Consider the following 24,884-nt stretch of genomic DNA (forward strand, 5'->3'; position numbering starts at 1 on the left):
CCCGGCGCATCTACAACAGGGCTCGACTGGGTAGATTAAGGTCAGAGGCCAAAACCCAAGCCAAAGGGAGGACGCGATGGTACTGGAGACCCTGCCGCTGGTGGCCGCGGTGGCCATCGCCATTTTTGTGCTGGTTTTCTGGGTGCGGGTGGTTCGGGAGGCCATCTGGACGGCGGTGGGGATCGTGGTCCTCCTGGCCGTGCTGTACGTGGTCTTTAGAATTGGCCCGCGGCAGGTGTTGCAGGAGCTGCGGGATCCCTTCGCCTTTTTGGAGCAGGTGTGGCAGGTGATCGTCGCCTGGTTCCGGGCCTTTTTCCCCTAGCGCGTTGTCCCCTATACAATTCCTCGTACAATGGACTGGGCTTGGGTTGGGGCTGCCGGCCCTTCCCCTTTGTTCTGCAACCCTGACGCGCTTCGATTGCTGGCCATGCCTTCCGACTCCGCACAGGATCCCCAAAGCCTCCCAGACCCTGCCCCGCAAGACGGGATCCCAGTTCCCGAAGACATCCAAGTGGAGGTGGAGGACTTGGGGGATCGCCGCCGCCAAGTGCGAGGTTGCGTCTTGATCCCGGTGGAGCGGCAGCGGGTTTGGCAGGTTTTAACCGATTACGACCATCTGGCGGAGTTTGTGCCCAACTTGGTGGAAAGCCGCTTCCTCGGCAGCGAGAACGGCCGCAAGCTGGTACGCCAGGTGGGATCCCAAAAGGTTCTCTTTGCCCGCTTTTCGGCGGCAGTGGTGCTGGCCATTGAGGAAATCTTTCCCCACCAGCTTCGCTTCCAAGAAATAGAGGGGGACTTTCTCCTTTTCGAGGGGTTTTGGGAGCTGGCCGAGTGGCTAAACCAGCAAACTTTGCTCACCTACCACCTGCAGGTGAAGCCGCCGCGCCGCATGCCGGTCGGCCTGGTGGAACGGCGCATCTGCCGAGACTTGGCCTTCAATCTCCAGGCCATTCGGGAGCGCTGCCTGAGTTTATACTCCCAATAGGGCGTGCCATCCCTCACCCCCAGCCCCTCTCCCAAAGGGACGTCCCTCACCCCCAGCCCCTCTCCCTTTGGGAGAGGGGAGCTATGCGGCAACCTGATTTGTTGGACATTCGCGGTTTGCATTTGCCGGCTGGGATCCCAGCTCATCGCAGCAGCCTGGCAGCCCCCCACTTTTCAGGCGGCCATCGAGGGCTGAGTCTGGGTTCGTGGGTTTGCTATCGGCAGGGTGAAGTGGAAGGCACTGCCCTGGTTGATCCCCGGCGATTCGGCCCAGATGCGCCCCCCCATCGCCTCAACGATCAGCCGGCAGATGGCCAGCCCCAAACCCGTCCCGCCCACGGAACGGCGCAGGGATCCCTCTGCCTGGTAAAACCGCTCGAAGATGGCTTGCAACCGCTCCGGCTCAATGCCTCGCCCGCTGTCGGCCACAGTAAATCTCACCATCGCTTCTCCAGGTTCGCCGGCTGGTGGCTCCACCTCTGCCCGGATCCAGATCCGCCCGCTGGGAGGAGTAAACTTGCAGGCATTGTCCAACAGCTTGCGCAACACTTCCACCAGCCACTCGCCATCTGCCCTGACCATCGGCAGCCGTTTGGGCAGCACCTGCTCGATGGTGGGCAAGTCTTCGTGCCGCCGTCGCGCTTTGACATTGCTCAGGGCCAGCTCCACACATTCTTGAGCAGACAACGGCTCGATATGCCAGCGAACGCGACCACTTTCCAGCTTGGAGAGGGTGAGAAAATCCTGCACCAGCTCCCGCAGCCGACCGGCATCCTGCAGGGCCGCATTCAACATCTCCTGGCGCCTCTCCAAGGGCATGTCGGGGTCGCCGGCCAAAGACTCCAGACACACTTGAATGGTGGACAAAGGAGTGCGCAGCTCGTGCCCGATCACGGCAATCAGCTCCGACTTGGCCCGATCCAGAGCCTGCAACTGGCGATTCAGCTCTTCCAGGTGCTGATAGGCTTCTGCCTGCAGGAGGGCTACTCCTACCTGGTTGGCAATGGCTTCCGCCAGCTCCAGGGTGGCCAGCTGCCAGCGGCGGGGGTGTTGGTGGTGCAGCTCCAATAGGCCCAGCAACCGCCCCTGATAGAGAATCGGCATGGCCACCCAAGCGCGAATTTGCGCCGCCTGCCACAGCTCCGGCACTTGCTGCAAGCGCGGATCCTTTTGGGTGTCCTCGCAACACACCAGTTGGGCCGAGGCCATCGCCTCCTGCAAAAAAGGGTTGCTTGGCACGGGCCAGAGGGATCCCTTGAGGCTGCCCATCGTCAGGGTGTGATACTCGTGATCGATCTGGACAGCAGGAACCTGACCGTCGTAGCGGTAGATCAAACAGCGCCCCACCTTCGCTGCCTGACCCAATTCCTGAACGGCAATGGTCAGGATATCGCCGGGATGCAAAGACTGGCGAATGGCGCTGCTGATGCGGTTGATCAAGTGTTCTTTGCGCTCTTGAGCTTGAATGGTGCGATAGGCCCGCTGCAGCTTGTATTGCCCTACCTGGAGATAGGTGATCAGCCGCTCCGTAAAAGGGCCGGGGTTCAGTTGGCTGTCAGCATCCTGGGGAGCTCCTTCGAGGTACTGGCGAACCGGCTCCAGGCGAGGGGCCAGATCCGGACGGTAGCCAAGGATCTTCGGCAACAGAGCCAAAGCCGCCTGGGCAGTGACGGAGCGATCAAATGACCAGATGCCATCGAATTGGCGGGCCGCATCCATGTCGCTGCCCTGCCAGGGCCGCTCCCGACACACCAAGCAGGTGGCATAGTGGGCGTCGATAACGATCAAATGCCACTCCTGCGCCAGCGGATCCTCCGGATCCAGGGGGATAAAGTCAGGGGGCAGGTCGGCCTGAGCCCCATCGGGAGCAGCCAACACAAACACATCTTGGGCAACCGCGCCGATGCGACGGTAGCGCCGCGCCTCCTGGCGGTAGTAGCGCTCCTTTTGAAAATTGGCGAACACCCACGGGGATCCCTGACCTTGCAACACCTGATCCTCGATGGCGTGGCTAAGGGCAACCAGAGAAGACTTGAAATAAAGTTGCGGGCGCAGATGGGGCAAAGCCTCCAGCAGATCGCTCAATAGGGAAGTCCGACTCTGACGGCTCTGGCGGGATCTAGGGCGGGTAGAAGTCATAGCCCTATTGGCAAGTTCGGTTGGCAAGGAGTAACTTAGCCGTGGAGAAAGCGCCTGGCGGGCTGGCCTAGGTTTAGTCTAGCGGTTGGGTTCTGCAGCAAGGCGAACTTAACGAGCTGCAAGATCTGGCTAACTTGGGCTAAGAATTGTAAGGTTGTGTGTAGACCCAATGTCGGGATCCCGGTACAGCCAAGAGGACGTGCAACAAATTCTCCAGCGGGCCATGGCCCGCCAGCCGCGTCTGGGCGAGTTTACCCGCGCCCAACTGCAGGAGATGGCCGCCGAACTGGGGATCTCCCCCCAACAGCTGGATCTGGCCGAACAGGAATGGAAGGCTTGGCAAGAGCTGAACAGCCAACATCGCGAATTCCAGCGCTACCGCCGCCGGCAGTTTTACCAGTTGCTGGGGCGATATGCAATTGTCAACAGCTTTCTGCTGGGCTTGGACTGGCTTTCCGGCGGAGGGCTATCCTGGTCGCTGTTTATACTCATGGGCTGGGGCTTGACAGTTTCCCTCAAAGGCTGGAACGCCTATCAAACGGAGGGTGAACGCTACGAAAAGGAGTTTCAGCAGTGGCAAAAGAAACGCCAGAAGAAGCTTCAGCGTCGATGAGTAGCATCTCGTCTCTCTGCTTTGAGCGGCGATGGTCTTAGAAGGAGACTGCCGGCAGATGCTAGTATAGGTAGCTGCAGAGGCAAATGCCTGTGCGGGCGTAGTTTAATGGTAAAACCGCAGTCTTCCAAACTGCTGTTGACGGTTCGATTCCGTTCGCCCGCTTCCAGCCACCCAAAGCCATAAACCCGCTCCAGATAAGCACTTCCAGCCTTAAACTGCAGTTGAGTTTGGGGTCAGAAAGTGTCAGGAAACGGCTATGGAGAAAAGGGAAAGCTTGGTACGCTTTTGGTCTGAACTGGCACTGCCGGGGGTGGCGGTACCGGTTGTCGACGGGGGCGCCGGACGAAGAACTTGGCTAGAGCCTTATCTTGTCAGCAACAATTTCTAACAATCGCTCCCCAGCGCTTACCTTCGGGCTAGGGACTACCTCTCGGAGCTTATTGCAGCCAAGGCCTGGCGATGCAAGTCGGGGTTGGCCGCCGCCAGCACTTCCCCCCTAGACGTGCGGGTCAAGGGATCCCCCGACCAATCGGTAATCAGGCCGCCGGATCCCTCGATAACAGGCACGAGAGCAGCAAAGTCGTAGAGGGCAAGCCCACACTCCATCACCAGATCGATGTAGCCGCTGGCCAACAAGCCGTACTGGTAGCCGTCGCCGCCGTAAGAGGTGATGTGAACCGAGCGGCTGAGCTGCTGAAAGCGCTGCCGCTGGTCAGGCTGGGCGAACAAATCGGGGGTGGTGCAGCTTAGGTAGGCGCGGCTGAGTTCAGTGGTGGCTTTGGTGCGCGTGAGCTGTTGGGTGGAGGGGGTTATCCAGCGGGTTGGTTGTCCCTGCACCCCCAGCCAGCGCTCGCGCAGCACCGGCTGATCGATGAGGCCCAAGATGGGGCGATCCTCCGCCAACAGGGCGATCAAAGTGGCAAAGGTGGGCTTGCCGGTGGAAAAGGCGATGGTGCCATCCAAGGGATCCAAAACCCAGGTGTAGGGGGATCCGGTCTGGTGGAAGCCAAACTCCTCGCCGAGGATGTTGTGCTCCGGCACGTGGGCGGCCAGCAGCGCCCGCATCGCCCGTTCCGCCTCCCGGTCGGCTATCGTTACAATTGGCGAGCGGGCCTCCTTGTATTCGGCTTTCAGCTCCCCGCGAAACAAAGGTCGGATCACCGCTCCGGCAGCCTCGGCCAGGGCCTGCGCCAATTCAATCCATTCTGGCTTGACCACCTTACTCTCTCTGTACTTTGTCCTCTTCTAGCATAGAAAAAGACTTCCCCTCGGCTATGCGCTCTGGCCGACTGTTAACCCCTCTGGAATGGCTCTGGATCGCGATTGGGGTGATCTTGACCATTTTGGGCACCCTAACCCAGGTGAGCTTGCCGCCTCAGTGGCCAGGGGTGGGCGGATATAGCTTTTCCCTGCAAATCGGCGGCGTGCTGCTGACGGCCTGTCTGGCGGGGCCGGTGGCGGCAGTGTGCGCTCAGATCGTCTATCTGGGATTGGGGTTGGCGGGGCTGCAGGTGTTTGCCCAAGGAGGCGGATGGCAATACCTGTACCAGCCCGCCTTCGGCTATTTGCTCGGGTTTCTGCCTGCAGCCTGGGCCTGCGGGACAATGGCCTTTCGACAAACGGATCCTCATTTACCGCGCGCCTCCTTTCCCCCTCGCCGCAACCCCTACGTGCAGCCCAGCCTCTCTGCGCCGGTGCGTCTGCAAGACTTGGCCGCCGCCGGTTTGGTGGCCCTGACCCTGGTTCACCTGACCGGGATCACCTATCTCTTAGCTACTCAGCCCTGGAATGGAGAGTTGCTGCAGTTGCTTCGGCTCTACTCTGGCTATACCCTGCCAGGACAGCTCATCGTGGTCAGCTTCGCTGCCCTCCTAGCCCTGATCCTGCGGCGCTTGCTGCTGCTTTAGCGCAAAAGACCTTCTATCTTTGCGCGATTGCGCATTTGCTCTTGGGCTGGAGCAGCAAAGATTAGCCTAGAGGCAAACTTGCCCCAGAGAAGGGACAAGGGGTTTCCAAGGTTTCACCAGGTTTCTGCAAAGTTTCGTGAGAAAAGGCAAGAATGCGACGCGCTGCGCTAACTCTCTTGGCAACGGGCTTTCTAGCCACCACTCTGACCGCCTGCGGCAACAGCGGCAACTCTGGCGGATCGATTGTCATTCCACCCCAAAGCCCAACCGTTTCCTTTATCAATCCGCCTACCTCTGGGCGCGTAGGCACCTCCACACCGGCTTTCACGGTGCAGGTCAGTGTGCCGGGCGGCGCCCGCTCAACCCAGTTTGTGGAACTGGAAACCTTCAACCCGCTTGGCACGCGCGTGCAAAGGGAAGTCTTTAGCCCCCAGCAGGTTGGCTGCAGCCCAGGTGCCACTTTCTGTAGCTTCAACACCGACTTCCGGGTTGCTCCTGGCGATCCTGCCGGCGTTTGGCAGTTTCGAATCACTGCCTTTGACCAGCAAAACCGCTCTGGATCCCAGACTCTTCTGATTACAGTCTTTCAGTAGGCAAGCCGAGCCGTTGCTTTGGATTGAGAGCTAAGCGAAAGCAGGGGATGCGTCAAGCACCCCCTTAAGGCGTAAGCCCTTCTCACCAGGAACGCCCAAATGCGGGATCCCTCATTCCATGTCCCGACGGTTGGGGTTGCGGGCAGGGTCATTGCTCAAGAAACCAAAAACAAACAGTCCCACAAAAAAGATTACCACCGCGTAAACAGAGATTTTCAGTAACAGCATAGTTTCAGCGACCCGTTTCCAAGTGGATGAAGCGAACAAGCAACAAAGCAATGGTAGAGCAAAGACCGAGAGCCACGGAGACGGGATCCCGTCAGACCTGAGGCTCGGCAAAAGTTCTTCACAAGATCATACCTCCCAACAGCTCCTCATTCCCGCCGTTGGCCCCAATTTGTCCCCAAAACGCCTCGGACACTTGCCGGAAAAGAGCCGCAAAGCTCGGCCAGATAGGGATCCCTGGCAAGGGGCAAAATTGTTAAGAAATGTTTTAAAGCGAAAAGCAACATTGCGCTCGCTCAGCGGCAGCAGTGTTGGAGAAGGCTGGGGAATGGGAGGATGGGATCTGCGGCTTTGCTGGCTGGGTACCTATCTATGCCTTTTGACTTGTCCGGTAATCCAGTTCATCAGTTAAACCACTGGGATGCTTCAGAGGAGCGGTTGCCCAGTCAGGCAAGACCTCCGTCGTCTCAAGAGATCTATTGCTCCCGGGAACTACAGCTTTCAGACGGCACCGCGGTTTTTCTGCGCCACTGGCTACAGGGATCCCCGCGGGGCCGGGTGTTGCTGTTGCACGGCAAAGGGGATCACGGCGGCGGGTTTGGCCCCTTGGCGGCGGAGTTGGCGGCTCAGGGGTGGGAAGCTTTGGCGCCCGACATGCGGGGATTTGGTTCGCTGCTGGATCGACCGCTTCGGCCAGTACCAAGCGGATCTAGAGGCAATCGTCAAGCAAGTTTGGCCCCAGCGAGAGCTCCCGCAGATCTGGTGTGGGTACAGTGCAGGGGCCAATTGGGTTACGGAATGTGCGCTTGCTCACCCCGACCAGGTGCAAGGTTTGATCCTTATCTCCCCGGCCTTTCGTATCGACCACTATTTCAACCACTTTACCTGGGGTCTTTTACAGGTCTTGGACAAGGTTTTGCCCCAGTTGGCCCTGACCGGCCTCTACGAACCCGGGCGGGTGACCTCCCTAGCGGAGCAGCAGGCAGCCTTGGCTGCAGATCCTTACGTGTGTGGTGTTACCCGGGCCCGGTTTACGGCGGAGCTGGTGCGCAGCGGCCGGCGCTGCCTTGAACAAGCCCACCGGCTGGAGCTGCCAGTTTTGGTGCTCTACACCTCTGCCGATATTGTTGTCAATCCTGCTGGCGCTGTGGAGTTTGCCTGTCGGCTTCCCAAGGGTGAAGTCTACGATTTTCCCCAGTCGCGCCACGACCTTTTGCACGACTGCGAGGCTGCAGCTGTTCAGCAAGCAATTGGCTGCTGGTTGGAGCGGCATTTTCCCCCTCCGCTTTGACTGAGCTCCTGGGGCCCTCATGGCAAAATAGAGAGGCCCTCTTTCTCCTGCTCCTATGAGCCAAGACCTGATCTACCGTCCCCGCCGGCTGCGGCGCACCGAGGCCCTTCGCCAGCTGGTTCAGGAGACCCACCTGCGGGTGCAGGATCTCATCTACCCCCTGTTTGTCATGGAAGGGGAGAACCAGCGGCAAGAGGTGGAGTCGATGCCCGGCTGCTACCGCTACACCCTGGATCTGCTCCTCAAGGAGGTGGAGGAGGCGGCCAACTTGGGGATCCCGGCGGTGGCCCTCTTCCCGGTGGTGCCCGAAGAAAAGAAAGACCCCACGGGGCGAGAATCCTTCAACCCGGAGGGCCTCATCCAGCGGGCGGTGCGTCGGATCAAGCAGGAGATCCCCGAGATCCTGGTGATCACGGATGTGGCCTTGGATCCTTACAACAGCGACGGCCACGACGGCATTGTGCGGGACGGGGTGATCCTCAACGACGAGACAGTGGAGGTGTTGGTTAAGCAGGCCCTCTCCCAGGCGGAAGCGGGAACCGACATCGTGGCCCCCTCCGACATGATGGACGGTCGCGTCGGCGCCATTCGCGAGGCCCTGGATGAGCAAGGCTATACCGACGTGGCGATTCTGGCCTACTCCGCCAAGTATGCCTCCGCTTTCTATGGCCCTTTTCGCGATGCCCTGGGATCCGCGCCCAAGTGGGGGGATAAAAAAACCTATCAGATGGATCCCGCCAACGCCCGCGAGGCCCTTAGAGAAGTGGAGCTGGACGAGGCGGAAGGGGCGGACATTGTGATGGTGAAGCCGGCCTTGGCCTACCTGGACATTATCTATCGGGTCAAGGAAGCGACAGATCTGCCCGTGGCCGCCTACAACGTGAGCGGCGAATACGCCATGATCAAGGCTGCTGAGCAAAAGGGCTGGATCGACGGCAAGAAGGTGATGATGGAATCCCTCTTGGCCATGAAGCGGGCCGGCGCTGACATGATCCTCACCTACTTTGCCAAAGAGGCGGCCCTGCTGCTGCAACAGTCCTAGCTAGGGCCTTCTGGACAACTGGGGAGATTGTCCAATCCAGGTGGGGGGTGCCTTTTTCTCCGCGTCGGCTACTAGGTCGCTGGGATCCAGCAGGCGCACCTGGATTTGATCGGGCGGCACGCGGTTGAGGCGTTCCTTGATGAGGGCTTGCTGCTGCAAGGGATCCATGCCGCGATCCACTCCCTCCCGCAACCGTGAGACTCGGGCTGAGAGGACTTCGAGGTTCTGCTCCAAAACCTGCAGGCGGTGGTGCTGGGCCAACTGCACCGGTAAAAGGCGATACAGGCCGCCGAGGGCAGCCGCCGTAAACACGAGGTTCACCCCGATGCGACAGAGCAGTTCCCAAGCTTGGGGCTCCGGCTCTGGGGCTCGTCGTTCCCGCAGGCGAGACAGATTTCTTGAACAGGAAGGCCGGACGGGGATCGTCCGCGGGCCGGGAACCGGGAGAGAAGGGGGCGCTCCGGCCCGAACCAGGGATCCCTGCCCCTGCAAACGACGCAGCCGCGGAGCAATAGAGACGCCCAGCTCAGGCCGAGGAACCTGCCCCTCATTGACAGACATGGGGCGAGCCGAGGTACGCGAAGTAGACTTGGGTGTCACGGGTGAAGGGAAGCAATCGGGGGATGAAAGACCACCTCTGCTACTGGGAAGCGCAGCTAGGGCTTATTGAAGCCGATTTTTCCGAACGTGTCAGGCGGTGGTCCAAAACATTTTTCTTTTCAGCTCTACTCCGGTACGGCGGAGGCGGATTTCGGCTCTTTTTCCGGGTCTTCGGTCAACGCCAAGCAGGAACTGCCGGACAGCCCAGAGAAAAACCGGCTATGGCCAAACCCGGAAACGCGCTAGGCTAGAGGTTCCTACCTTGGGCAAGCTCTACGCCGTCCAAAGGACGAAGGCAACAGAGAGCCCAGGGGCTTGTAGGGTGCTTATCGGGATCCGCCTATGCGCATTGCCATCACGGGTGGGAGTGGTTTTATCGGGCGCCGCTTGGTGGCCCGCCTGCTGGAGCGAGGAGATGAGGTGTTGGTTTTGAGCCGCCGCCCTGAGCAGGCCCGCCGCGTTCTGGGAGCATCCCCCAACCTCAAGCTGCTGGAGTACGATCCCTACCAACCGCAAGCCTGGGCCTCAGCTCTGGAAGGCTACGAGGCCATTGTCAACTTGGCCGGAGAGCCCCTGGCCTCTTCCCGCTGGACAGAAGCTAAGAAAAGAGAGATCCGCCGCAGCCGCGTGGAAACTACCCAGGCTCTTGTCCAGGCTCTTGCTTCCCTGCAGCAAAAGCCCCGGGTGCTCCTCAGCAGCTCGGCGGTGGGCTACTACGGATCCCATCCCGAAGGGGATCCCCTGACGGAGGCGGATCCCCCGGGCCAAGGCTTTTTGGCAGAAGTCTGTCAAGCTTGGGAAGCTGCCGCCCGCCCGGCAGAGGAGCTGGGGATCCGCCTGGCCATCCTGCGCACCGGGATCGTGTTGGGGCCCGATGGGGGAGCGCTGGCCCAAATGCTTGCCCCCTTTCAGTTTTTCCTCGGCGGCCCCATTGGCTCTGGCAAGCAGTGGGTCTCCTGGATCCACCGCGACGACTGGGTGAGCCTAGCCTGCTTCCTGCTGCAGCAGGGATCCGGCGTCTTCAACGCCACTGCCCCCAACCCGGTGCAGATGGAAGAGTTCTGCCGCACTTTGGGACAAGTTTTGGCCCGCCCCTCGTGGCTGCCGGTACCAGCCCCAGCCCTAGAACTGCTGCTGGGCGAAGCAGCTCAGGTGGTTCTAACAGGGCAGAAAGTGATCCCTCAGGCCGCGCTGCAGCTAGGTTTCCCCTTCCAATATCCCCACCTCAAAGAAGCCCTGCGGCAACTGCTCATCCCTCAGGTCAACCGCTGAGGGCAGCCATTCAGCCAAAACGCAACTGGCGGCAAGCCCTTGCCGCCCCTCCCAGAGACTGGAGGAGGCTGGATGATCCCTGTGGACAAGAATTCAGGCGCCGCTGCACCCTCCAAAAGGCCTCTTCGGCACAGCAGTGGCGCTCGGCTCTTCTCCACCCGGGTCCGGTCAAGCCCGCCGAAGACGCCCCCTTGGCCTAGGCAGCTAGCGGGAGCGAGCCAGCGAGACCCCTCCCGGATCCAGCCGGTTGGCCAGAACCGCAACCCCAATCATGGGCAGGCTCACCAACAGACAAAAGCCCCACTGATCCCAAGACAAAGGTGCCGTGTCGAAAATGATGTTCATCACGCCCCACTGGCTGAAGAGGATCTGCAGCAGGATGGCCGCCCCAACGCCGATGGCGATAGCCGCCGTATCCATCAGGCGTTCGCGGCGATCCAACTGGCTGGCCCGCCCGCGGCCCAACAGGGTGGGAATGGCCTGGCTGAGGCTGAGCAAATAGAAAATACGCCCAATCACCAGCGCCTGAATGGCCATGCTGCGGGCCAGGCTGAGGTTGCCGGTGGTTTGCTCGATGTACTCGAAAACCCCGAAAATCAAGATCCAGTTGAACACCGACACCAGCAGGATGCGCTGCAGCAGCCGAGGAGAGAGCAAGTTGGCATCGGGATCCCGCGGCGGCTGGGCCATCTCCCGCCCCGTGCTGGGCTCGAAGGAGAGGGGCACCGTCATGGTGATGGAGTTGATCATGTTCAGCCACAGCACTTGAATGGCCAAAATGGGCAGCTCCCGGTTGAGGAGGACGCTGAGGAGAATGGTCATCGACTCCCCCCCGTTCACCGGCAGGATGAAGGCGATGGCCTTGAGCAAGTTGTTGTAGACAGTGCGCCCCTCCTCGACGGCGGCCTTGATGGAGGCGAAGTTGTCGTCGGTCAAGATCATGTCGGCGGCGGCTTTGGCCACTTCCGTGCCGCCCCTCCCCATGGCAATGCCCACATCTGCCTGCTTCAAGGCCGGGGCGTCGTTGACCCCATCGCCGGTCATGGCCACGACCTGACCCTGCGACTGCAAGGCCTTCACCAGGCGCAGCTTTTGCTCCGGCACCACCCGCGCAAAGACGGATCCCTCGTTGGCGGCAGTGACAAACTCCTCTGGGCCGAGCTGCTCCAGATCCCGGCCGCTGTAGGCTTTTACCGGTTTGCCGCCGCCCAGGCCCATCTGCTCGGCAATGGCTTGGGCCGTGAGCACATGGTCGCCGGTAATCATCTTGACTTGGATCCCGGCGGTTTGGCAGGAGCGCACGGCGGCAATGGCCTCTGGGCGCGGCGGGTCGATCATTCCCTGCAAACCGAGGAAGATCAAACCCTCTTGCAAATCTGGGTGATCCACTTGCGTTTGGCTGCTGGGGACGGTTTTTTGGGCAAAGGCCAGAACCCGCAGCCCCTGCCGCGCCAAGGCCTCCACCTGCTGCCGAATCCGCTCCGCTTCCAAGGGCTGGATCTCCCCCTGGGATCCCATCTGGCTGCCGCAGCGGGGCAAGAGAGCTTCTACAGATCCCTTGACGTAGATGCAGTGCTCCTCCGGCCCCAACCGGTGCAGGGTGGCCATGTACTGAAACTCGGATTCAAAGGGGATGCTGTCCAGGCGAGGGCGGCGGCGCTGCAGATCTTCTCGATCCAGACCCCCCTTCTGCGCCGCCACGAGCAGAGCCGCCTCAGTCGGATCCCCTACCACTTCCCACTGGCCGTTGTCCTTGGCTTGGAGGCGGGTGTCGTTGCAGAGGCAGCCGGCCACCAGGCAAGCCTCTAGGGCAGGCGATTGGCGGATTTCGACGGGGGAATCGTCTTCCTGAGGTAGGATCTGGCCCTGGGGGCTGTAGCCGCTGCCGCTAACCCGGTAGAGCCGGGATCCGGCGTAGATGGCCTGCACCGTCATCTGGTTTTCCGTGAGGGTGCCGGTTTTGTCCGAGCAAATCACCGTGGCGCTGCCTAGAGTTTCTACCGCCGGCAACTTGCGGATAATCGCATGGCGTCGGGCCATACGGGAAACCCCAATGGCCAGGGTTACGGTAACTACTGCCGGCAACCCTTCGGGGATAGCACTCACCGCCAGCGCCACCGCCGCCTCAAAGACACTCGCTGCCGCCTGGCCCTGCACCAGCCCCACCAGGAAAGTAAGCGCAGCCAAGGTGAGGATAATTTTCAGCAAAGTCAGGCTGAACGCCTCAAACTTACGTGTCAGGGGAGTTTGCAGGGATCCCCCTTCCTCGATCAGCTTGGAGATGCGGCCTGTTTGGGTCTGGTTACCGATGGCCACCACCACCCCCGCCCCTTGGCCAAAGGTCACGAAGCTGCCGGCGTAGGCCATGTTCTGGCGCTCGGCCAACGGCGTGTCTTCGGGGAGGGATCCCAGCCGTTTTTCCACCGGCACCGACTCTCCCGTGAGGGCCGATTCGTCCACCTGCAAGTTGCGCACGCTTACCAGGCGCAGGTCGGCAGGCACCCTGTCTCCCGAGCTCAAGAGCACCACATCCCCCGGCACCAGCTCCCGCGAGGGCACCCGCACTTTCTGCCCCTCCCGCATCACCGTTACTTCCGTCACCACCGACTTGGCCAGGGCGGCAATCGCCTCCTCCGCCTTGGACTCTTGGATGTAGCTGATGAGAGCGTTGATCACCACCACCGCCCAGATTACGATGGCGTTGCGCCAGGAGCCTAGGAACGCCTTGATCGCCCCGGCCACCATCAGGATGTAGAGCAGCGACTGGTTAAACTGCTGCAGAAACTTGACCCATGCGGGGGTAGCTGCCTTGGCCTTCAGCTCATTGGGGCCATACTGCTTCTGCCGCCGCTCCACTTCCGCCTGGGAGAGGCCTTTTTCCAACAGCGTCGGCAAAGAGAGCTCCTCTCCGAGGAGCTGCTGGATGGCTTGCTCCTCCGGCAGGGCATGCCAGGCAAGGGCCGGGAGCAGCTCAGGGGATGAAGGTTTGGCCATGTTCGGAATCTTGAGTTACAACAACACAACGGCAGGACGAGCTGCCGACCTTCCTCCATCTGACAGCCTAGCGGATGCCGCCTGCCCTTCCCAGTAAAACGCTCCCCGAGCAGCTCTTGCTAAGGCAAGCGTCAACAACGTTTAAGGAGGCGGCTAAGATTTGCTGAAAATTCTCGACAGATAGATAGAAAGGATGAATATATTCTTATTAGGTAGTATGATTAGCTAGAGCTTGTGGGGAGCCGAAGTGCTTCGGCCTTCCATGCTAGCTGATCTGTCCGGGCTCTTGGATGGGTTGGTTGGCTCTCTTGCTGTTTTTAATATGGCCGACGGGTCTATCGGTCTCTTTTTTTTTTGTTTCCGTTTTGAGTTTTAGAGGGAGTTATCGTGGTACCGACTACAAAGCCAAGGGAATTCCAGGCGCAGTCAGCAGCAGTGCCGCAAAACGGCGCGCGCTCTGAGGTGCAAGGGATCGGATCGAAGGGGTCCGCGGCGGTTCTCCGCCATCAGATTGTCGTCGTCGGGGGAGGGGCAGCCGGCATCAGCGCAGCAGCCCAGTTGCTGGAGCGCCAGCGCAACCTCGACATTGCCATCATCGAGCCATCCGACAAGCATTACTACCAGCCCGGCTGGACGTTGGTGGGTGGGGGTATTGCGCCGCTGGCCAAGTTTGTGCGCGATGAAAAAACCGTGATCCCCAGGGGAGCCAAGTGGATCCAGGCGCGAGTAACCGAGCTGGATCCGGATCACAACCGCGTCATCACCGAGGATGGCCAAGTTATCGAATACGACTACCTCATCATGGCCCCCGGCATCCAAATTGACTGGCACCTGATCGAGGGCTTGCCGGAGGCGCTGGGCAAGGGCGGCGTGACCAGCAACTACTCCAAAGACTACGCCCCCTACACCTGGGAGACCATCCGCAACTTCCAGGGGGGCACGGCCATCTTCACCTACCCTGCCACTCCCATCAAGTGCGGCGGCGCGCCCCAAAAAATCATGTACATGGCCGACGACGTTTTCAAGAGCAAAAGCGGCGTTGGCGTCAACACCAAAGTTATCTTCTGCACCGCCACCCCTACCCTCTTCGCGGTGCCCGAATACAGCGCCGCCCTGGAGAAGGTGGTGGAGCGCCGCGGGATCCAGGTGAAGTTCAGGCACAACCTCAAGGCCATCCGGCCCGAGACCCGGGAGGCCATCTTTGAAGTCACCACCGACGGCGGCAAAGAGGAGGTGAGCCTGCACTACGACATGATCCACGTGGCTCCGCCCATGAGCGCCCCGGACTTTGTCAAGCGCAGCCCTCTGGCAGGGCCCGGCGGCTGGGTGGAGGTGGACAAATGGACGCTGCAGCATCCCCGCTACCCCAACGTGTTTGCTTTGGGGGATGCCTCTTCCCTGCCAACTTCCAAGACGGCAGCCGCGGCCCGCAAGCAGGCGCCGGTGCTGGCGGAAAACCTCTTGGCGGCCATGCAGTCCAAGCCGCTGCCGGCCCGCTACGACGGCTACACCTGCTGCCCCCTGATCACCGGCTACAACTCCCTGATCATGGCAGAGTTTGCCTACGACGGGAAGCTAGCTCCCTCTTTCCCCCTGGATCCAACGCGGGAGCGCTACTCCATGTACTTGGCCAAGGTGCACCTGTTGCCCTGGCTGTACTGGAACCGCATGCTCAAGGGCAAGAGGTTTGAGGCCGACATCTTCAAGCCCATCAATAAGCTGGTGCATCGCTACTAAGGCTCTCCACCCTCTCACCCCCAGCCCCTCTCCCAAGGGGAGAGGGGAGTTTTTTTACAGAGCTGGCTCGCTCTGCCGCTGTGTTGTTACTTAGAAACCTTGTTAGAAAAACTACTAAGTATTTCTTAACGTCAATAGCTTCTGAGAGGTGAGGTTTTGCCGTACAATCAGCCCAGGTCTCCGTGAAAACCGAGTAGACTAGGTAAGGAAGTTTCACTTAAGGTTCTGTTCTATGGATTGTCTCAGAGAAGACGAGCTTGGCTATCTCCTTAAGAGGCGGGAAGAAGTTATAGAGGAGCAGAGAGAGATTCAAACCACTATTCAGTCTTCAAGAAATTGGCGGAAACGAGACATTTTGTCTCAGGCAAGAAAGTGGGGCTGGGAGATTGTCCGTCGTCGTGCCAGACATCCCACGCAAGCTGTTCGCGGGCATTTGAGGGTTAGTATTCCTGGACATGGCGACGGCGATTTCCTGGGGGTAGGAATAGCTCATAGAGTCTTAAAGGAATTGGCAGAGCCTAAACTCACAGAACTACAGCTTCAAAGACAAGAGTGCAGCGACCAAATTGTTAACTTTCTCGTGGGCAGAGGTATTGAATTTAGTTCTTTGCGCGAGTTAGGTTTATTAATCGAGCAGATTGAATTTCTGGAAGAGCAAAACCTAAAACTTAAGCGTAGAATAGAAGAGAGCGAGGAAGTAGCTTTAGATTTGCTCGTCGAGAAAGAACACGAAAATCAGAAGCTGGCCAATAGAATAAGAGAGCTTGCAGAAGAGCAGCTGCAAGTCCAGGAGATCGTCAGCCGTGCCATTTTAGCTCTGAAGGAACTTAAACATATCTTTGACCAGCTTCAGAACGCGGTAAACTACATTCCCATTCCAGAGATTAGGAGCTCACTGCAAAGTTACCTGAACAGGATCATGGCTATTTTTAAGGCTAACCTGCCTTCTACGGGTTCTAGAAAGTTGCTTCAGAAGAACGAGCAGGATATTTATCAAGCGAATTTGGAGGATAACCATGGGTCTCATCGAGAGCCTTGAAACGGCAATCGCGGCCTCGCGTCGCAACTATATTGAGCTCCTTGAGTTGACAGGACAGCTTGTTGCCGAGCGACAGCAGCAAGGTCAAAGGAATTGGCTACGGCTGAATGCCAAGCCCTGGACAGCAGCGACCCTAAAAAAAGCTTTTGCTTCCTTTGCAGCCGCTCGAGCTTACTTTAGTAAGCGCTACGGCATAAAAGCAAGAGGGTGGAAAGCTTTGGCAGAGCAGGTCAATACTGTTGAGACAGCGCTGATTCACTTGGGACTGGCCGTTCGCGAAAGCCCTCAGGCAACCTCCCTTTTGGAGAAGAGTGCCCGGCAATCCTCCTCGATTTCTTGAGGGGATAGGCGTCCACTCTCCCTTTTTTCGCCGTTCTGGCTTTGTATCCCCAGGAGGGGGAAGTTTTTTACAGGCAGGCTTTGAACTTTTTCAATACCGCCCGATCCAGCATCAGCAGGGCTGCGCGTAACCCCCCCGAGTATCCCCAGAAAAAGCCCACCGGCAGATGGCCCTTGGGCGCTTCCAAGTTGGTTTTGAGCTCCCCGTACTCCAGCCAGCGGCCCTGGATCTGCCAGCCCACTTTCTCTCCCATACACTCTTCGCGGGGCAAGGCCGAGAAGGATCTCGAGCTGAGCCCTCCCCTTTTCTCCGAGTCACACTCCTGCCAGAGCTGCTTCTGGACGGTAAAGCCAAAGCGTCCATGGCTGGCCTGCGTCCAAAGTTGGTCGATTAGCCGCAGCATCGGGCAGGGGAAAGCTTCAACATCCTTGGGATCGAAAAAGCCCACCTGGGATCGCCCGCCCAGCTTTAACATTAGAGCCGTCGTCCAGCGATCGGCTTCCCCCCACTGGCCAGCCCGCAGCCGATCCCACAGCCCTTGTAGGGCAGGAGCCGCTTCTCCCACCCAGTCTGGCCAGGGGAGAGTAGCGGGCAGGGATCCCTGTCCCTCTAGACAAACTTCGGGAGAAACCAGGGATCCGGATGCCCCCTCTTTTTTCTTTGTCGTGGCAGGGGTAGGGGGCGCCACCATTTGCTCCAGCTCTTCTGCCGAGTGCTGGGCCAGGAGCTGTTCCAGCTCATCTTGGGGTTGCGGGGCCAGAAGCCGCTCCAGTTGCCGCAGATCTTGAGTGCGGATGGCGGGCTCAAAGGTCAGCGGCTTCTTCTCTTCTTGAGAGGCCGCTCCCGGCAGCAGGGCCAGCCACTCGGCCATGGTTTGTGGGCGCTCTTCGGGGTGGAGAGCCATCCCTTTGAGGATGGCGGCCTCCACCTCTTCAGGAATGCTGGGGTTAAGGCTGCGGGGGGGATCCAACTGCCGGCCTGTGGCCCGCACCGGCGCGCACAAGGGCACTATCCCCGTCAGCAGGGTGTAGAGGGTGGCGGCCAAGGCATAGACATCGGTGAAGGCGCCGCGGCGGCGCAGGCTGTCGTACTGCTCCAGGGGGGCGTAGCCATCGGTGCCGTAGGAGGTATGGCGCTGGATCAAACCTTGGGCGTAGGCCCGCGCCAGGCCAAAGTCGATCAACACCGCTTGCCCGGATCCCTCCCGCACCAGGATGTTGGCCGGCTTCACATCGCGGTGCAGGATCCCCTGTTCGTGCAGGGCCATGAGGGCGGATCCCACCTCTCGCGTCAGGCGCAGGGCCTCCGGCAGGGGCAGCGGCCCCTTTTGCCGCAAAAGCTGGTGCAGCGTCTGGCCACGGATGTACTCCATCACAATGCACCAACGCTCCTGCTCCCAGATCACCTCTTCCACCTTCACCACGTGGGGGTGGCGGCAGCGGGCCAGTTGCAGCGCCTCGTTCATGAAGTTTTGCTGGAAGCGAGGATAGTCGGGATCCTCGCGGATGCTGTCCTTTAAGACCTTGATAACCACATCCTCAGCACGGACGCTGTCCCAGGCGCGGTAGGTAATGCCGAAGCCCCCTTCCCCCAAAACGGCCTCGATGCGGTAGCGCCCCCCCTGCAATTCTTCGCCAACTGCCCAAGCCATACGCGATCTCGCTCCCCGCCTCTAGGGCTATTCTGTCACGGGGATCAACAACGGACGGCACGTAAAACTACTCGTTGCCGGGCAGACCCCCTGGCGGGCACAGCGGTGGCTCTATCGCCCCAGGGATTGTGGTCATTTCAAATAGCAACGAAACGTTTCTCTACGTCGTTATTGGTAGGCAGGGCTGTCGCAAACGCGCCAGCGGCGCGGAGCGCTTGGATGGCGGCAGAGTGTTTTCACCTAGTTTAAAACGACTCCAAGTCTTTGGAGGGGAGCTTGCTGAGAATAAGGTAGGGATCGGGATCCCAGCCTGCCTGCTCAAGAGCCCACCGGCAGCACCCCCGTCTTCACCTGGAAGGTGCGCGCCTGGCCGTCGCGGATGACCCGCAGCGTCAGCGTCTTGCCCACACCGGCGGCATCCACCAACTGCTGCACCTGCTCGGCATCGCGAATAGGTTGGCCGTCAATCTCAACAATGACGTCCCCTTCCCGCAGGCCAGCTTGCTCAGCCGGCGATCCCGGAATTACCTGCCCGATCAACACCCCCTCTTGCACTGTCAGCGTGGTGGATCGGCCCGGGTCCCGGTTGAGGCGCTCCACCAAATCGGGGTTGAGGGTAATCATGCGGATGCCCAAGAAGGCATGCTCCACCCGGCCATTGCGGATCAGTTGCTCGGCAATTTCCATGGCGCGGTTGATGGGGATGGAAAAGCCGACGCTCTGGGCTCGCTGGAAAATGGCCGTATTCACCCCAATGACGCGACCTTCTGCGTCCAGCAGCGGGCCGCCCGAGTTGCCGGGATTGATGGCCGCATCCGTTTGCAGGAACGTCACCCGCTTGTTGGTGGCCCCAATCTGCCCGGAGGAACGCCCGACGGCGCTGATGATCCCCGCCGTTACCGTGTTGTCCAGGCCCAGCGGGTTGCCGATGGCGATGGCCCAATCTCCTGGCCGCACCTGGTCGGAGTTGCCCAAGGTAACCGTGGGCAGATTTTCGCCCTCGATCTGGATCACGGCGATGTCGGTTACCGGGTCTGAGCCTTTGACTTTGCCTTCGAAGGTGCGCCCATCCAGCAGATGCACCCTCACCCGCTCGCTGCCTTCCACCACGTGGGCATTGGTGAGAATGAGGCCATTGGGATCGATGATGAATCCGGATCCGGTGCCCTCCTGCTGAAACTCTTGCGGCAGTTGGGGGATTTGGCCCCCAAAGAAGCGGCGGAACAGGGGCTGGTTGAACAGCTCGGGATCAATAGGGCTGGCCACGGTGCGGGTGGCGTCGATGCGCACCACCGCCGGTCCCACCTTTTGGGCAACGGCGGCAATGAAATTGGAAGGCCGCACGGCATCGGCAGGAGAGGCAGACTCAGGAGGGGACTCAGACCAAGGCAGAAGGGATCCCACCCCCTCTCCAGCCCGCTGCGACCAAGTGGCAAGGGGAGTTTGCTGCAGCCATGCTTGCCCCCTTGGCGAGGACAACCAGACCCCATAGGCAATGCCTCCGCCAAACAAAGCCATCGCCAGAAATGTTTGCCGTAGAAGCCGTGTCATGATCCCTCCCAGAGCTCAGCCGTATTGCCCCAAAAACACTGCACTGAGGAAGCTCAGGCAGACCGGCGCTACCCACCTGCGCAAGCAGACCCGGTTTACTTTGGCCTATTCTTCTTTTAGCTGTTTAGGGGATATGTGCTTAACTTAGCAAATCTTGCGGGCAAAGACAGGGCTCAAGAGCCTAGCGATGACCGGGAATCTAGCTCACCTCCCTTCCTCAGCACCGCCGGAGCGGGATCCATGGCAACGCCACCGCGCCTGGATGCAGTTGGCCCTGCAAGAAGCCGAGCGGGCGGGAGAAGCGGGCGAGGTGCCGGTGGCGGCTCTGGTGGTGGGGCCGGGGGAAGAGCTGTTGGCCCTAAGCAGCAACCGGCGGGAACGGGATCGGGATCCTACGGCCCACGCGGAGATTTTGGCCCTACGGCAGGCGGGGCAGCGCCTGGGCGACTGGCAGTTGCAGGGCTGTCGGCTGTACGTGACCCTGGAGCCCTGCCCCATGTGCGCGGGGGCGATCAGCCAATCGCGGCTGGCCCAGGTGATCTACGGCGCCGACGATCCCAAGGCCGGCGCGCTGCGCAGCGTGCTCAACCTGCCCGCTTCTGCCGCCAGCTTCCATTGCCCAGAGGTCATCGGCGGAGTTTGCGAGGCCGAGTGTCGTCGCCTGTTGCAGCAGTGGTTTAGCCGCCGGCGGGGGATCCCTCTGGCAACCTGACGGGGAACTTGGGCGACAAAAAGGCCGGGTTGAGGTCGTGCATCGGCAAGCGGTTTTTGATACTGTCATATCGGAAGGCCCCCGGCCCGCCAGCGCGAGCAGCTGGCTGGGATCCGGCCGCGGCCTCGAAGGCAAAGCTCTTTGAAGGCGGGAGCGCTTTGGTTGGTCGGTCGCTTGAGGGGTTGGTTGGGCAATCCTCACCGCAGGATCGCAGTTTCCTTCTGGATCCCTCCTCCGAAGTGGTTTATCGGCGGACAGGGATCCGTTGCTCTTGGGTGGTCTTTCCCAGAGGAGTGACGTGTGAGTGTAGCTCTCTTTTCTTCTCCGGTTGTGTCCCCGCTGCCCTCGGCTTGGCTTAGGGGGATCGGCCTTCTGGTTTGGGCTTGGCTCTGCTTGGCCTTTCCGGTGCAGGCGCGGGTGCTGCTGCGGGTGGGGATTGCCGTCAACAAGCCGCAGGTCAGGCTCGGCAGCTCTGCCCCGGCCCGCCTGCTGGATGCCCAGGGACAACCGCTGGCCGAAGTTCCGGCCATGCAGCCGCTGCAGGCCAGCCGGATAGGCTCGGCGGTCAGTTTGGCTGGCCAGCAGGGAGAACGCCTTTACCTACAGCCCACCACCCCCGATGGGTTGGTGTTCATCGACCAGAACTGGTACCGCGGCTGGGTGGAGCTGATCCCCGGCGAAAGTGGAGTGATCGCCATCAATCAAGTTGGTTTGGAGGACTACGTTTCCAGCGTGGTGGGCAGCGAGATGGGGCACCGCTTCCCGATGGAGGCCCTCAAAGCCCAAGCCGTGGCCTCCCGCACCTATGCCCTCTACCATCGCAGTCATCGCTCCCAGCAGCCTTTTGACTTGGGGAGTGGGATTGATTGGCAGGTTTACAAAGGGGTGGCTGCCGAATCCAACCGCACCCAGGCAGCAGCCCGCGAGACTGCCGGCCAGGTTCTCGTCCACCAGGGGCAGTTGATCAACGCCGTTTTCCACTCCTCCGGCGGCGGCCACACAGACGATGCCGGCAATGTTTGGCTGGAGTCGCGGCCCTACTTGCAGGGGGTGCCCGATTTCGATCACCACTCGCCGGTGTTTAGCTGGACGGCTACCATTCCTGCCCAACAGCTCCAGCAGTTGGCCGGCGGGATCGGGGCCATCCGCTCCATTGAGATCCTGCGCAGCTCTCCCTGGGGACGGGCCATCACCCTGCGCCTAGTGGGATCCCAAGGCAGCAAAGACGTCAGCGGCAGCGAATTCCGGCGGGCTCTGGGGTTGCGCAGCACGATGATCGCCATCAGCCCACGAGGGGAGGCGGCCACCACCGCCAGCCTGACCCCTGCTGGGGCAAACTTTCCCGCTTTCTTCCAAATCCAAGGGCGCGGCTACGGGCACGGGGTGGGCATGAGCCAATGGGGAGCTGCCGCCCTGGCCAGCCAAAACTATTCCTACCAACAGATCCTCAGCCACTACTACCGCAACACCAGCTTGGCCGTGGTGGAGGGACGCTAGGCTCAGTCGGAGCTCCTATCGAAAAAGGCCATTTGGTAGCGAAGGCAGCTAAAGCTTTGCCGAGCTTGTGGCAGTTTAGATTGCCCTGCCGGGATCAGGAGTCAGTGGCAATTCTGGAAACTCTGTTAACTCCGATGCAGCACCGTCTCTTCAGACAGGCCGCAGATCGATCAGCAGCCTTCTCTGAGATTGAAAACCGAACTGCCGGTGGCCATTGTTGTTGCAAGATCTGGGAAAAGACTGAGGAAATCTGGCTTGGAGCTGCTGCAGATTTTGTAGAGATCCTGAATCCTCCTGCCAGAATTCTCAAAGTTGGCTCAATAATAAAAAATTAGAAACGTTTACCAGGCACGATTAACCTCTGCCGCTTCTTTTTCCGGCCTATAGCTTCAACCCCAGGTATCTGTCCTATGTCCCTTGCCACTTTAGCCCCCGCTTTTCCCGAACGTTGCCCGGTGCTGCCGGAGGCGCTCACGCCCCTGTGCGAGATCGCCCGTAACTATTGGTGGACGTGGAACCCCGATCACCTCACCATTTTCCGGGAAATGGATCCCGCCCTGTGGGAAAAAACCTCTCACAACCCGGTGCGCATGCTGGAGGAGGTTTCTTACTTGCGCTTGGCGGCCTTGGCTACTGACGTCAACTACCTCAACACCCTCAATCGCATGGTGCAGGCCTATCGGCAGTACATGGCGGCTGAGGATACCTGGGCCAAGCGCACCATGAAGACCTACGACTGGCAGCGTCCTATTGCCTATTTCTGCGCTGAGTACGGCCTGCACGAGTCTTTGCCCATCTACTCCGGGGGCCTGGGCATGCTGGCTGCCGATCACCTCAAATCCGCCTCCGATCTGGGGGTGCCGCTGGTGGGCGTGGGATTGCTCTACCGCCAAGGCTATTTCCAGCAGCGCCTGGATCTCAGCGGCTGGCAAGGGGAGCTGTACGAAGATTGCGAGTTTGACGCGCTGCCTCTGACGTTGGTGCGGCAGCCAGATGGCAGCCCTCTGTTGGTGGAAGTGGCAATGCGGCAGCGGCTGGTGAAGGCACGCGCCTGGCGGGTGGACGTGGGGCGGGTGCCCCTCTTCCTGCTGGATACCAACCTGCCGGAGAATGATCCCATCGACCGCTGGATTACTGCCCATCTCTACGGCGGCAGCACCGATACGCGCATTGCCCAGGAGTGTATCCTCGGCATTGGGGGGGTGCGCCTGCTGCGCCAGTTGGGCCTGGATCCCATGGTCTATCACATGAACGAGGGGCATGCTGCCTTCTTGACTTTGGAGCTGCTGCGGGAGGAGGTGGCACGGGGTACGCCCTTTGAGGCGGCAGAGGCCAAGGTGCGGGAAAAGTGTGTCTTCACCACTCACACGCCGGTGCCGGCTGGGCACGATGCTTTCAGCCCCAACGAGATGGATGCGTTCTTTGCCTCTTTCTGGCCGCAACTGGGCTTGACGCGGGAGCAATTTTTGGCTCTGGGGGCGCGGCGCGGCGGGGATCCCTGGGAGCGCTTCAATATGACGGTGCTGGCTTTGCGCTACGCACGTGCAGCCAACGGGGTGAGCAAGTTACATGGGCGCGTCTCTCGCCAAATGTGGCATGTGCTCTACCCAGAGCGGTCGGTGGAGGAGGTGCCCATCGGCTCCATTACCAACGGGGTTCACGCCCGCACCTGGGTTGCCCCCCTCTTCTGGAACCTCTACGACCAATACCTGGGTCCCGACTGGCCGGAGCGGGTGTCGGATCCGGAGCTGTGGGCCAAGGTGGAAGAAATTCCCGATGAGGAGCTGTGGCGGCGCAAGGAAGCCCTGCGGGAGCGGTTGGTGTCTTTTACCCGCCACCGGGTGTTGCGGGCGCGGCGCAACCGCGGCGAAAGCAACGAACGTCTCCAGGCCGTCAACCAGTTGTTGGATCCCAAGATCCTGACGATTGGGTTTGCCCGCCGCTTCAGCACCTACAAGCGAGGAGATCTAATCCTGCGCGATCTCGAGCGAGTGACCCGCATCTTCACCAACAAAGAGTACCCTGTGCAGATTATCTTTGCCGGCAAGGCTCACCCGCGAGATGAAGAAGGCAAGCGCCTGATCCAACGGGTGGTGGAATGGTCGAATCGGCCTGAGGTGGCTCACCGGGTCGCCTTTATTGAGAATTACGATGCCTACGTCAGCCGCAATTTGGTCCAAGGGGTGGATCTTTGGCTGAACAACCCGCGGCGTCCTCTGGAGGCCTCAGGCACCTCCGGCCAAAAAGTGGGCTTCAACGGGGGGCTCAACCTCTCCGTTTTGGACGGCTGGTGGCCCGAAGGCTACAACGGTCGCAATGGCTGGGCCATCGGCCAAGAAATCGAAGGTCTGGATCCAGCCGCCCAAGACGATCTGGACGCCAGCTCCCTCTACGATGTGTTGGAATACGAGATTATCCCTATGTTCTACGACCGGGATGAAAAAGGGATCCCGCGCCGCTGGATTGCTCGCATGAAAGAAGCAATCCGCACCCTCAACCCGGTCTTCAACACCGACCGCATGGTGGCTGAGTACGTCCTGAAAATGTATGAGCCCCAGCCTATCGAAACGGAGGTGAGTCGCATCTTGTCGGGCTCGGCCGTCGTTAGCTAAGTTAGCCTCCCTCAACCCAGCCCTTCTCCCTGAGGGATGGCCCAAGCGCGCCGCGCCGCCGACGCGACCACCCCCAACCTCT

At 60.3% G+C, this 24,884-nt stretch carries 21 protein-coding genes, 1 tRNA gene and 1 pseudogene; 16 read left to right on the forward strand and 7 right to left on the reverse strand.

What is annotated here, in order from left to right; genetic code table 11:
• The first annotated feature begins 76 nt into the window (after positions 1-76).
• Both SYN60AY4M2_RS08370 and SYN60AY4M2_RS08375 read left to right on the forward strand, forming a co-directional pair.
• Complete coding sequence (locus SYN60AY4M2_RS08370) at positions 77-322, forward strand: hypothetical protein (protein WP_011431547.1); 246 nt, start codon at positions 77-79, stop codon at positions 320-322.
• 105 nt (positions 323-427) lie between these two features.
• Positions 428-985 carry an SRPBCC family protein gene (locus SYN60AY4M2_RS08375; protein WP_041439263.1) on the forward strand — a complete coding sequence of 186 codons (558 nt, stop codon included), beginning with the start codon at positions 428-430 and terminating at the stop codon, positions 983-985.
• Between the two features lie 173 nt (positions 986-1,158).
• Here SYN60AY4M2_RS08375 and SYN60AY4M2_RS08380 read toward each other — a convergent pair whose 3' ends face one another.
• A complete protein-coding gene (locus SYN60AY4M2_RS08380; RefSeq protein WP_099812704.1) occupies positions 1,159-3,123 on the reverse strand; it encodes a DICT sensory domain-containing protein in 1,965 nt (654 codons plus the stop codon).
• A gap of 169 nt (positions 3,124-3,292) precedes the next feature.
• Between SYN60AY4M2_RS08380 and SYN60AY4M2_RS08385 the strand changes: the two genes are divergently transcribed.
• Together SYN60AY4M2_RS08385 and SYN60AY4M2_RS08390 are read left to right on the forward strand one after the other, a co-directional pair.
• On the forward strand, positions 3,293-3,736 hold the full coding sequence (locus tag SYN60AY4M2_RS08385; protein ID WP_099812705.1) for a 2TM domain-containing protein: 444 nt from the start codon (positions 3,293-3,295) through the stop codon (positions 3,734-3,736).
• Between the two features lie 94 nt (positions 3,737-3,830).
• Positions 3,831-3,901 (forward strand) — tRNA-Gly (locus tag SYN60AY4M2_RS08390).
• Between the two features lie 261 nt (positions 3,902-4,162).
• On the opposite strand, the gene hisN is transcribed toward SYN60AY4M2_RS08390, so the two are convergent.
• Positions 4,163-4,957, reverse strand: a complete 795-nt coding sequence (gene hisN, locus SYN60AY4M2_RS08395; RefSeq protein ID WP_011431542.1) for a histidinol-phosphatase — start codon at positions 4,955-4,957, stop codon at positions 4,163-4,165.
• Between the two features lie 110 nt (positions 4,958-5,067).
• Here hisN and SYN60AY4M2_RS08400 point away from each other — a divergent pair, with 110 nt between their 5' ends.
• Positions 5,068-5,646 carry a biotin transporter BioY gene (locus SYN60AY4M2_RS08400; RefSeq protein ID WP_240527787.1) on the forward strand — a complete coding sequence of 193 codons (579 nt, stop codon included), beginning with the start codon at positions 5,068-5,070 and terminating at the stop codon, positions 5,644-5,646.
• A 152-nt stretch (positions 5,647-5,798) separates the two neighbouring features.
• Positions 5,799-6,239 carry a hypothetical protein gene (locus SYN60AY4M2_RS08405; protein ID WP_011431539.1) on the forward strand — a complete coding sequence of 147 codons (441 nt, stop codon included), beginning with the start codon at positions 5,799-5,801 and terminating at the stop codon, positions 6,237-6,239.
• 111 nt (positions 6,240-6,350) lie between these two features.
• Here SYN60AY4M2_RS08405 and SYN60AY4M2_RS08410 read toward each other — a convergent pair whose 3' ends face one another.
• Complete coding sequence (locus SYN60AY4M2_RS08410) at positions 6,351-6,467, reverse strand: photosystem II reaction center protein I (RefSeq protein ID WP_011431538.1); 117 nt, start codon at positions 6,465-6,467, stop codon at positions 6,351-6,353.
• Positions 6,468-6,836: 369 nt separating this feature from the next.
• Here SYN60AY4M2_RS08410 and SYN60AY4M2_RS08420 point away from each other — a divergent pair.
• Positions 6,837-7,755 (forward strand): annotated as a pseudogene (locus SYN60AY4M2_RS08420) (alpha/beta fold hydrolase).
• 55 nt (positions 7,756-7,810) lie between these two features.
• Complete coding sequence (hemB, locus tag SYN60AY4M2_RS08425) at positions 7,811-8,797, forward strand: porphobilinogen synthase (RefSeq protein WP_011431536.1); 987 nt, start codon at positions 7,811-7,813, stop codon at positions 8,795-8,797.
• On the opposite strand, the gene SYN60AY4M2_RS08430 is transcribed toward hemB, so the two are convergent.
• Positions 8,798-9,358 carry a hypothetical protein gene (locus SYN60AY4M2_RS08430; protein WP_240527788.1) on the reverse strand — a complete coding sequence of 187 codons (561 nt, stop codon included), beginning with the start codon at positions 9,356-9,358 and terminating at the stop codon, positions 8,798-8,800.
• A gap of 105 nt (positions 9,359-9,463) precedes the next feature.
• Between SYN60AY4M2_RS08430 and SYN60AY4M2_RS13890 the strand changes: the two genes are divergently transcribed.
• Together SYN60AY4M2_RS13890 and SYN60AY4M2_RS08435 are read left to right on the forward strand one after the other, a co-directional pair.
• Positions 9,464-9,643: a hypothetical protein gene (locus tag SYN60AY4M2_RS13890; protein WP_143596988.1), complete on the forward strand. Its 180-nt coding sequence runs from the start codon at positions 9,464-9,466 to the stop codon at positions 9,641-9,643.
• A 96-nt stretch (positions 9,644-9,739) separates the two neighbouring features.
• Positions 9,740-10,669, forward strand: coding sequence for a TIGR01777 family oxidoreductase (locus tag SYN60AY4M2_RS08435; RefSeq protein ID WP_099812708.1), 930 nt, complete (start codon positions 9,740-9,742; stop codon positions 10,667-10,669).
• A gap of 204 nt (positions 10,670-10,873) precedes the next feature.
• Here SYN60AY4M2_RS08435 and SYN60AY4M2_RS08440 read toward each other — a convergent pair whose 3' ends face one another.
• Entirely contained in the window at positions 10,874-13,663 is a 2,790-nt protein-coding gene (locus tag SYN60AY4M2_RS08440; protein ID WP_099812709.1) for a cation-transporting P-type ATPase, read from the reverse strand.
• A gap of 387 nt (positions 13,664-14,050) precedes the next feature.
• Between SYN60AY4M2_RS08440 and SYN60AY4M2_RS08445 the strand changes: the two genes are divergently transcribed.
• From SYN60AY4M2_RS08445 to SYN60AY4M2_RS08455, 3 genes are all read left to right on the forward strand, one after another.
• Positions 14,051-15,400 (forward strand): FAD/NAD(P)-binding oxidoreductase, encoded by a 1,350-nt coding sequence (locus tag SYN60AY4M2_RS08445; protein ID WP_346426053.1) that lies wholly within the window; start codon positions 14,051-14,053, stop codon positions 15,398-15,400.
• A 232-nt stretch (positions 15,401-15,632) separates the two neighbouring features.
• Positions 15,633-16,439, forward strand: a complete 807-nt coding sequence (locus tag SYN60AY4M2_RS08450; protein ID WP_099812710.1) for a hypothetical protein — start codon at positions 15,633-15,635, stop codon at positions 16,437-16,439.
• On the forward strand, positions 16,417-16,779 hold the full coding sequence (locus tag SYN60AY4M2_RS08455) for a hypothetical protein (protein ID WP_099812711.1): 363 nt from the start codon (positions 16,417-16,419) through the stop codon (positions 16,777-16,779). Before SYN60AY4M2_RS08450 ends, SYN60AY4M2_RS08455 begins: the two co-directional genes overlap by 23 nt.
• A 67-nt stretch (positions 16,780-16,846) precedes the next feature.
• Here SYN60AY4M2_RS08455 and SYN60AY4M2_RS08460 read toward each other — a convergent pair whose 3' ends face one another.
• Positions 16,847-18,430, reverse strand: a complete 1,584-nt coding sequence (locus tag SYN60AY4M2_RS08460) for a serine/threonine-protein kinase (RefSeq protein WP_099812712.1) — start codon at positions 18,428-18,430, stop codon at positions 16,847-16,849.
• 318 nt (positions 18,431-18,748) lie between these two features.
• Positions 18,749-19,981, reverse strand: a complete 1,233-nt coding sequence (locus tag SYN60AY4M2_RS08465; RefSeq protein ID WP_099812713.1) for an HhoA/HhoB/HtrA family serine endopeptidase — start codon at positions 19,979-19,981, stop codon at positions 18,749-18,751.
• Positions 19,982-20,168: 187 nt separating this feature from the next.
• Between SYN60AY4M2_RS08465 and SYN60AY4M2_RS08470 the strand changes: the two genes are divergently transcribed.
• The 3 genes from SYN60AY4M2_RS08470 to glgP all read left to right on the forward strand — a co-directional run bounded on the left by SYN60AY4M2_RS08470 (position 20,169) and on the right by glgP (position 24,802).
• Complete coding sequence (locus tag SYN60AY4M2_RS08470) at positions 20,169-20,693, forward strand: nucleoside deaminase (RefSeq protein WP_011431528.1); 525 nt, start codon at positions 20,169-20,171, stop codon at positions 20,691-20,693.
• Between the two features lie 300 nt (positions 20,694-20,993).
• Positions 20,994-22,190: a SpoIID/LytB domain-containing protein gene (locus tag SYN60AY4M2_RS08475; protein WP_240527789.1), complete on the forward strand. Its 1,197-nt coding sequence runs from the start codon at positions 20,994-20,996 to the stop codon at positions 22,188-22,190.
• A 410-nt stretch (positions 22,191-22,600) separates the two neighbouring features.
• Positions 22,601-24,802: an alpha-glucan family phosphorylase gene (gene glgP / locus SYN60AY4M2_RS08480; protein ID WP_041438652.1), complete on the forward strand. Its 2,202-nt coding sequence runs from the start codon at positions 22,601-22,603 to the stop codon at positions 24,800-24,802.
• Positions 24,803-24,884: the final 82 nt, after the last annotated feature.

The organism is Synechococcus sp. 60AY4M2 (assembly GCF_002760375.1).
Lineage (GTDB): Bacteria > Cyanobacteriota > Cyanobacteriia > Thermostichales > Thermostichaceae > Thermostichus.

Coding starts and splice junctions, on each gene's coding strand:
- glgP (WP_041438652.1), top strand. CDS start 22,601: ATGTCCCTTGCCACTTTAGCCCCCGCTTTTCCCGAACGTTGCCCGGTG.
- SYN60AY4M2_RS08375 (WP_041439263.1), top strand. CDS start 428: ATGCCTTCCGACTCCGCACAGGATCCCCAAAGCCTCCCAGACCCTGCC.
- SYN60AY4M2_RS08405 (WP_011431539.1), top strand. CDS start 5,799: ATGCGACGCGCTGCGCTAACTCTCTTGGCAACGGGCTTTCTAGCCACC.
- SYN60AY4M2_RS08450 (WP_099812710.1), top strand. CDS start 15,633: ATGGATTGTCTCAGAGAAGACGAGCTTGGCTATCTCCTTAAGAGGCGG.
- SYN60AY4M2_RS08435 (WP_099812708.1), top strand. CDS start 9,740: ATGCGCATTGCCATCACGGGTGGGAGTGGTTTTATCGGGCGCCGCTTG.
- SYN60AY4M2_RS08455 (WP_099812711.1), top strand. CDS start 16,417: ATGGGTCTCATCGAGAGCCTTGAAACGGCAATCGCGGCCTCGCGTCGC.
- SYN60AY4M2_RS08460 (WP_099812712.1), bottom strand. CDS start 18,430: ATGGCTTGGGCAGTTGGCGAAGAATTGCAGGGGGGGCGCTACCGCATC.
- SYN60AY4M2_RS08430 (WP_240527788.1), bottom strand. CDS start 9,358: ATGTCTGTCAATGAGGGGCAGGTTCCTCGGCCTGAGCTGGGCGTCTCT.
- SYN60AY4M2_RS08385 (WP_099812705.1), top strand. CDS start 3,293: ATGTCGGGATCCCGGTACAGCCAAGAGGACGTGCAACAAATTCTCCAG.
- SYN60AY4M2_RS08465 (WP_099812713.1), bottom strand. CDS start 19,981: ATGACACGGCTTCTACGGCAAACATTTCTGGCGATGGCTTTGTTTGGC.
- hemB (WP_011431536.1), top strand. CDS start 7,811: ATGAGCCAAGACCTGATCTACCGTCCCCGCCGGCTGCGGCGCACCGAG.
- SYN60AY4M2_RS08470 (WP_011431528.1), top strand. CDS start 20,169: ATGACCGGGAATCTAGCTCACCTCCCTTCCTCAGCACCGCCGGAGCGG.
- SYN60AY4M2_RS08380 (WP_099812704.1), bottom strand. CDS start 3,123: ATGACTTCTACCCGCCCTAGATCCCGCCAGAGCCGTCAGAGTCGGACT.
- SYN60AY4M2_RS08370 (WP_011431547.1), top strand. CDS start 77: ATGGTACTGGAGACCCTGCCGCTGGTGGCCGCGGTGGCCATCGCCATT.
- SYN60AY4M2_RS08440 (WP_099812709.1), bottom strand. CDS start 13,663: ATGGCCAAACCTTCATCCCCTGAGCTGCTCCCGGCCCTTGCCTGGCAT.
- SYN60AY4M2_RS08410 (WP_011431538.1), bottom strand. CDS start 6,467: ATGCTGTTACTGAAAATCTCTGTTTACGCGGTGGTAATCTTTTTTGTG.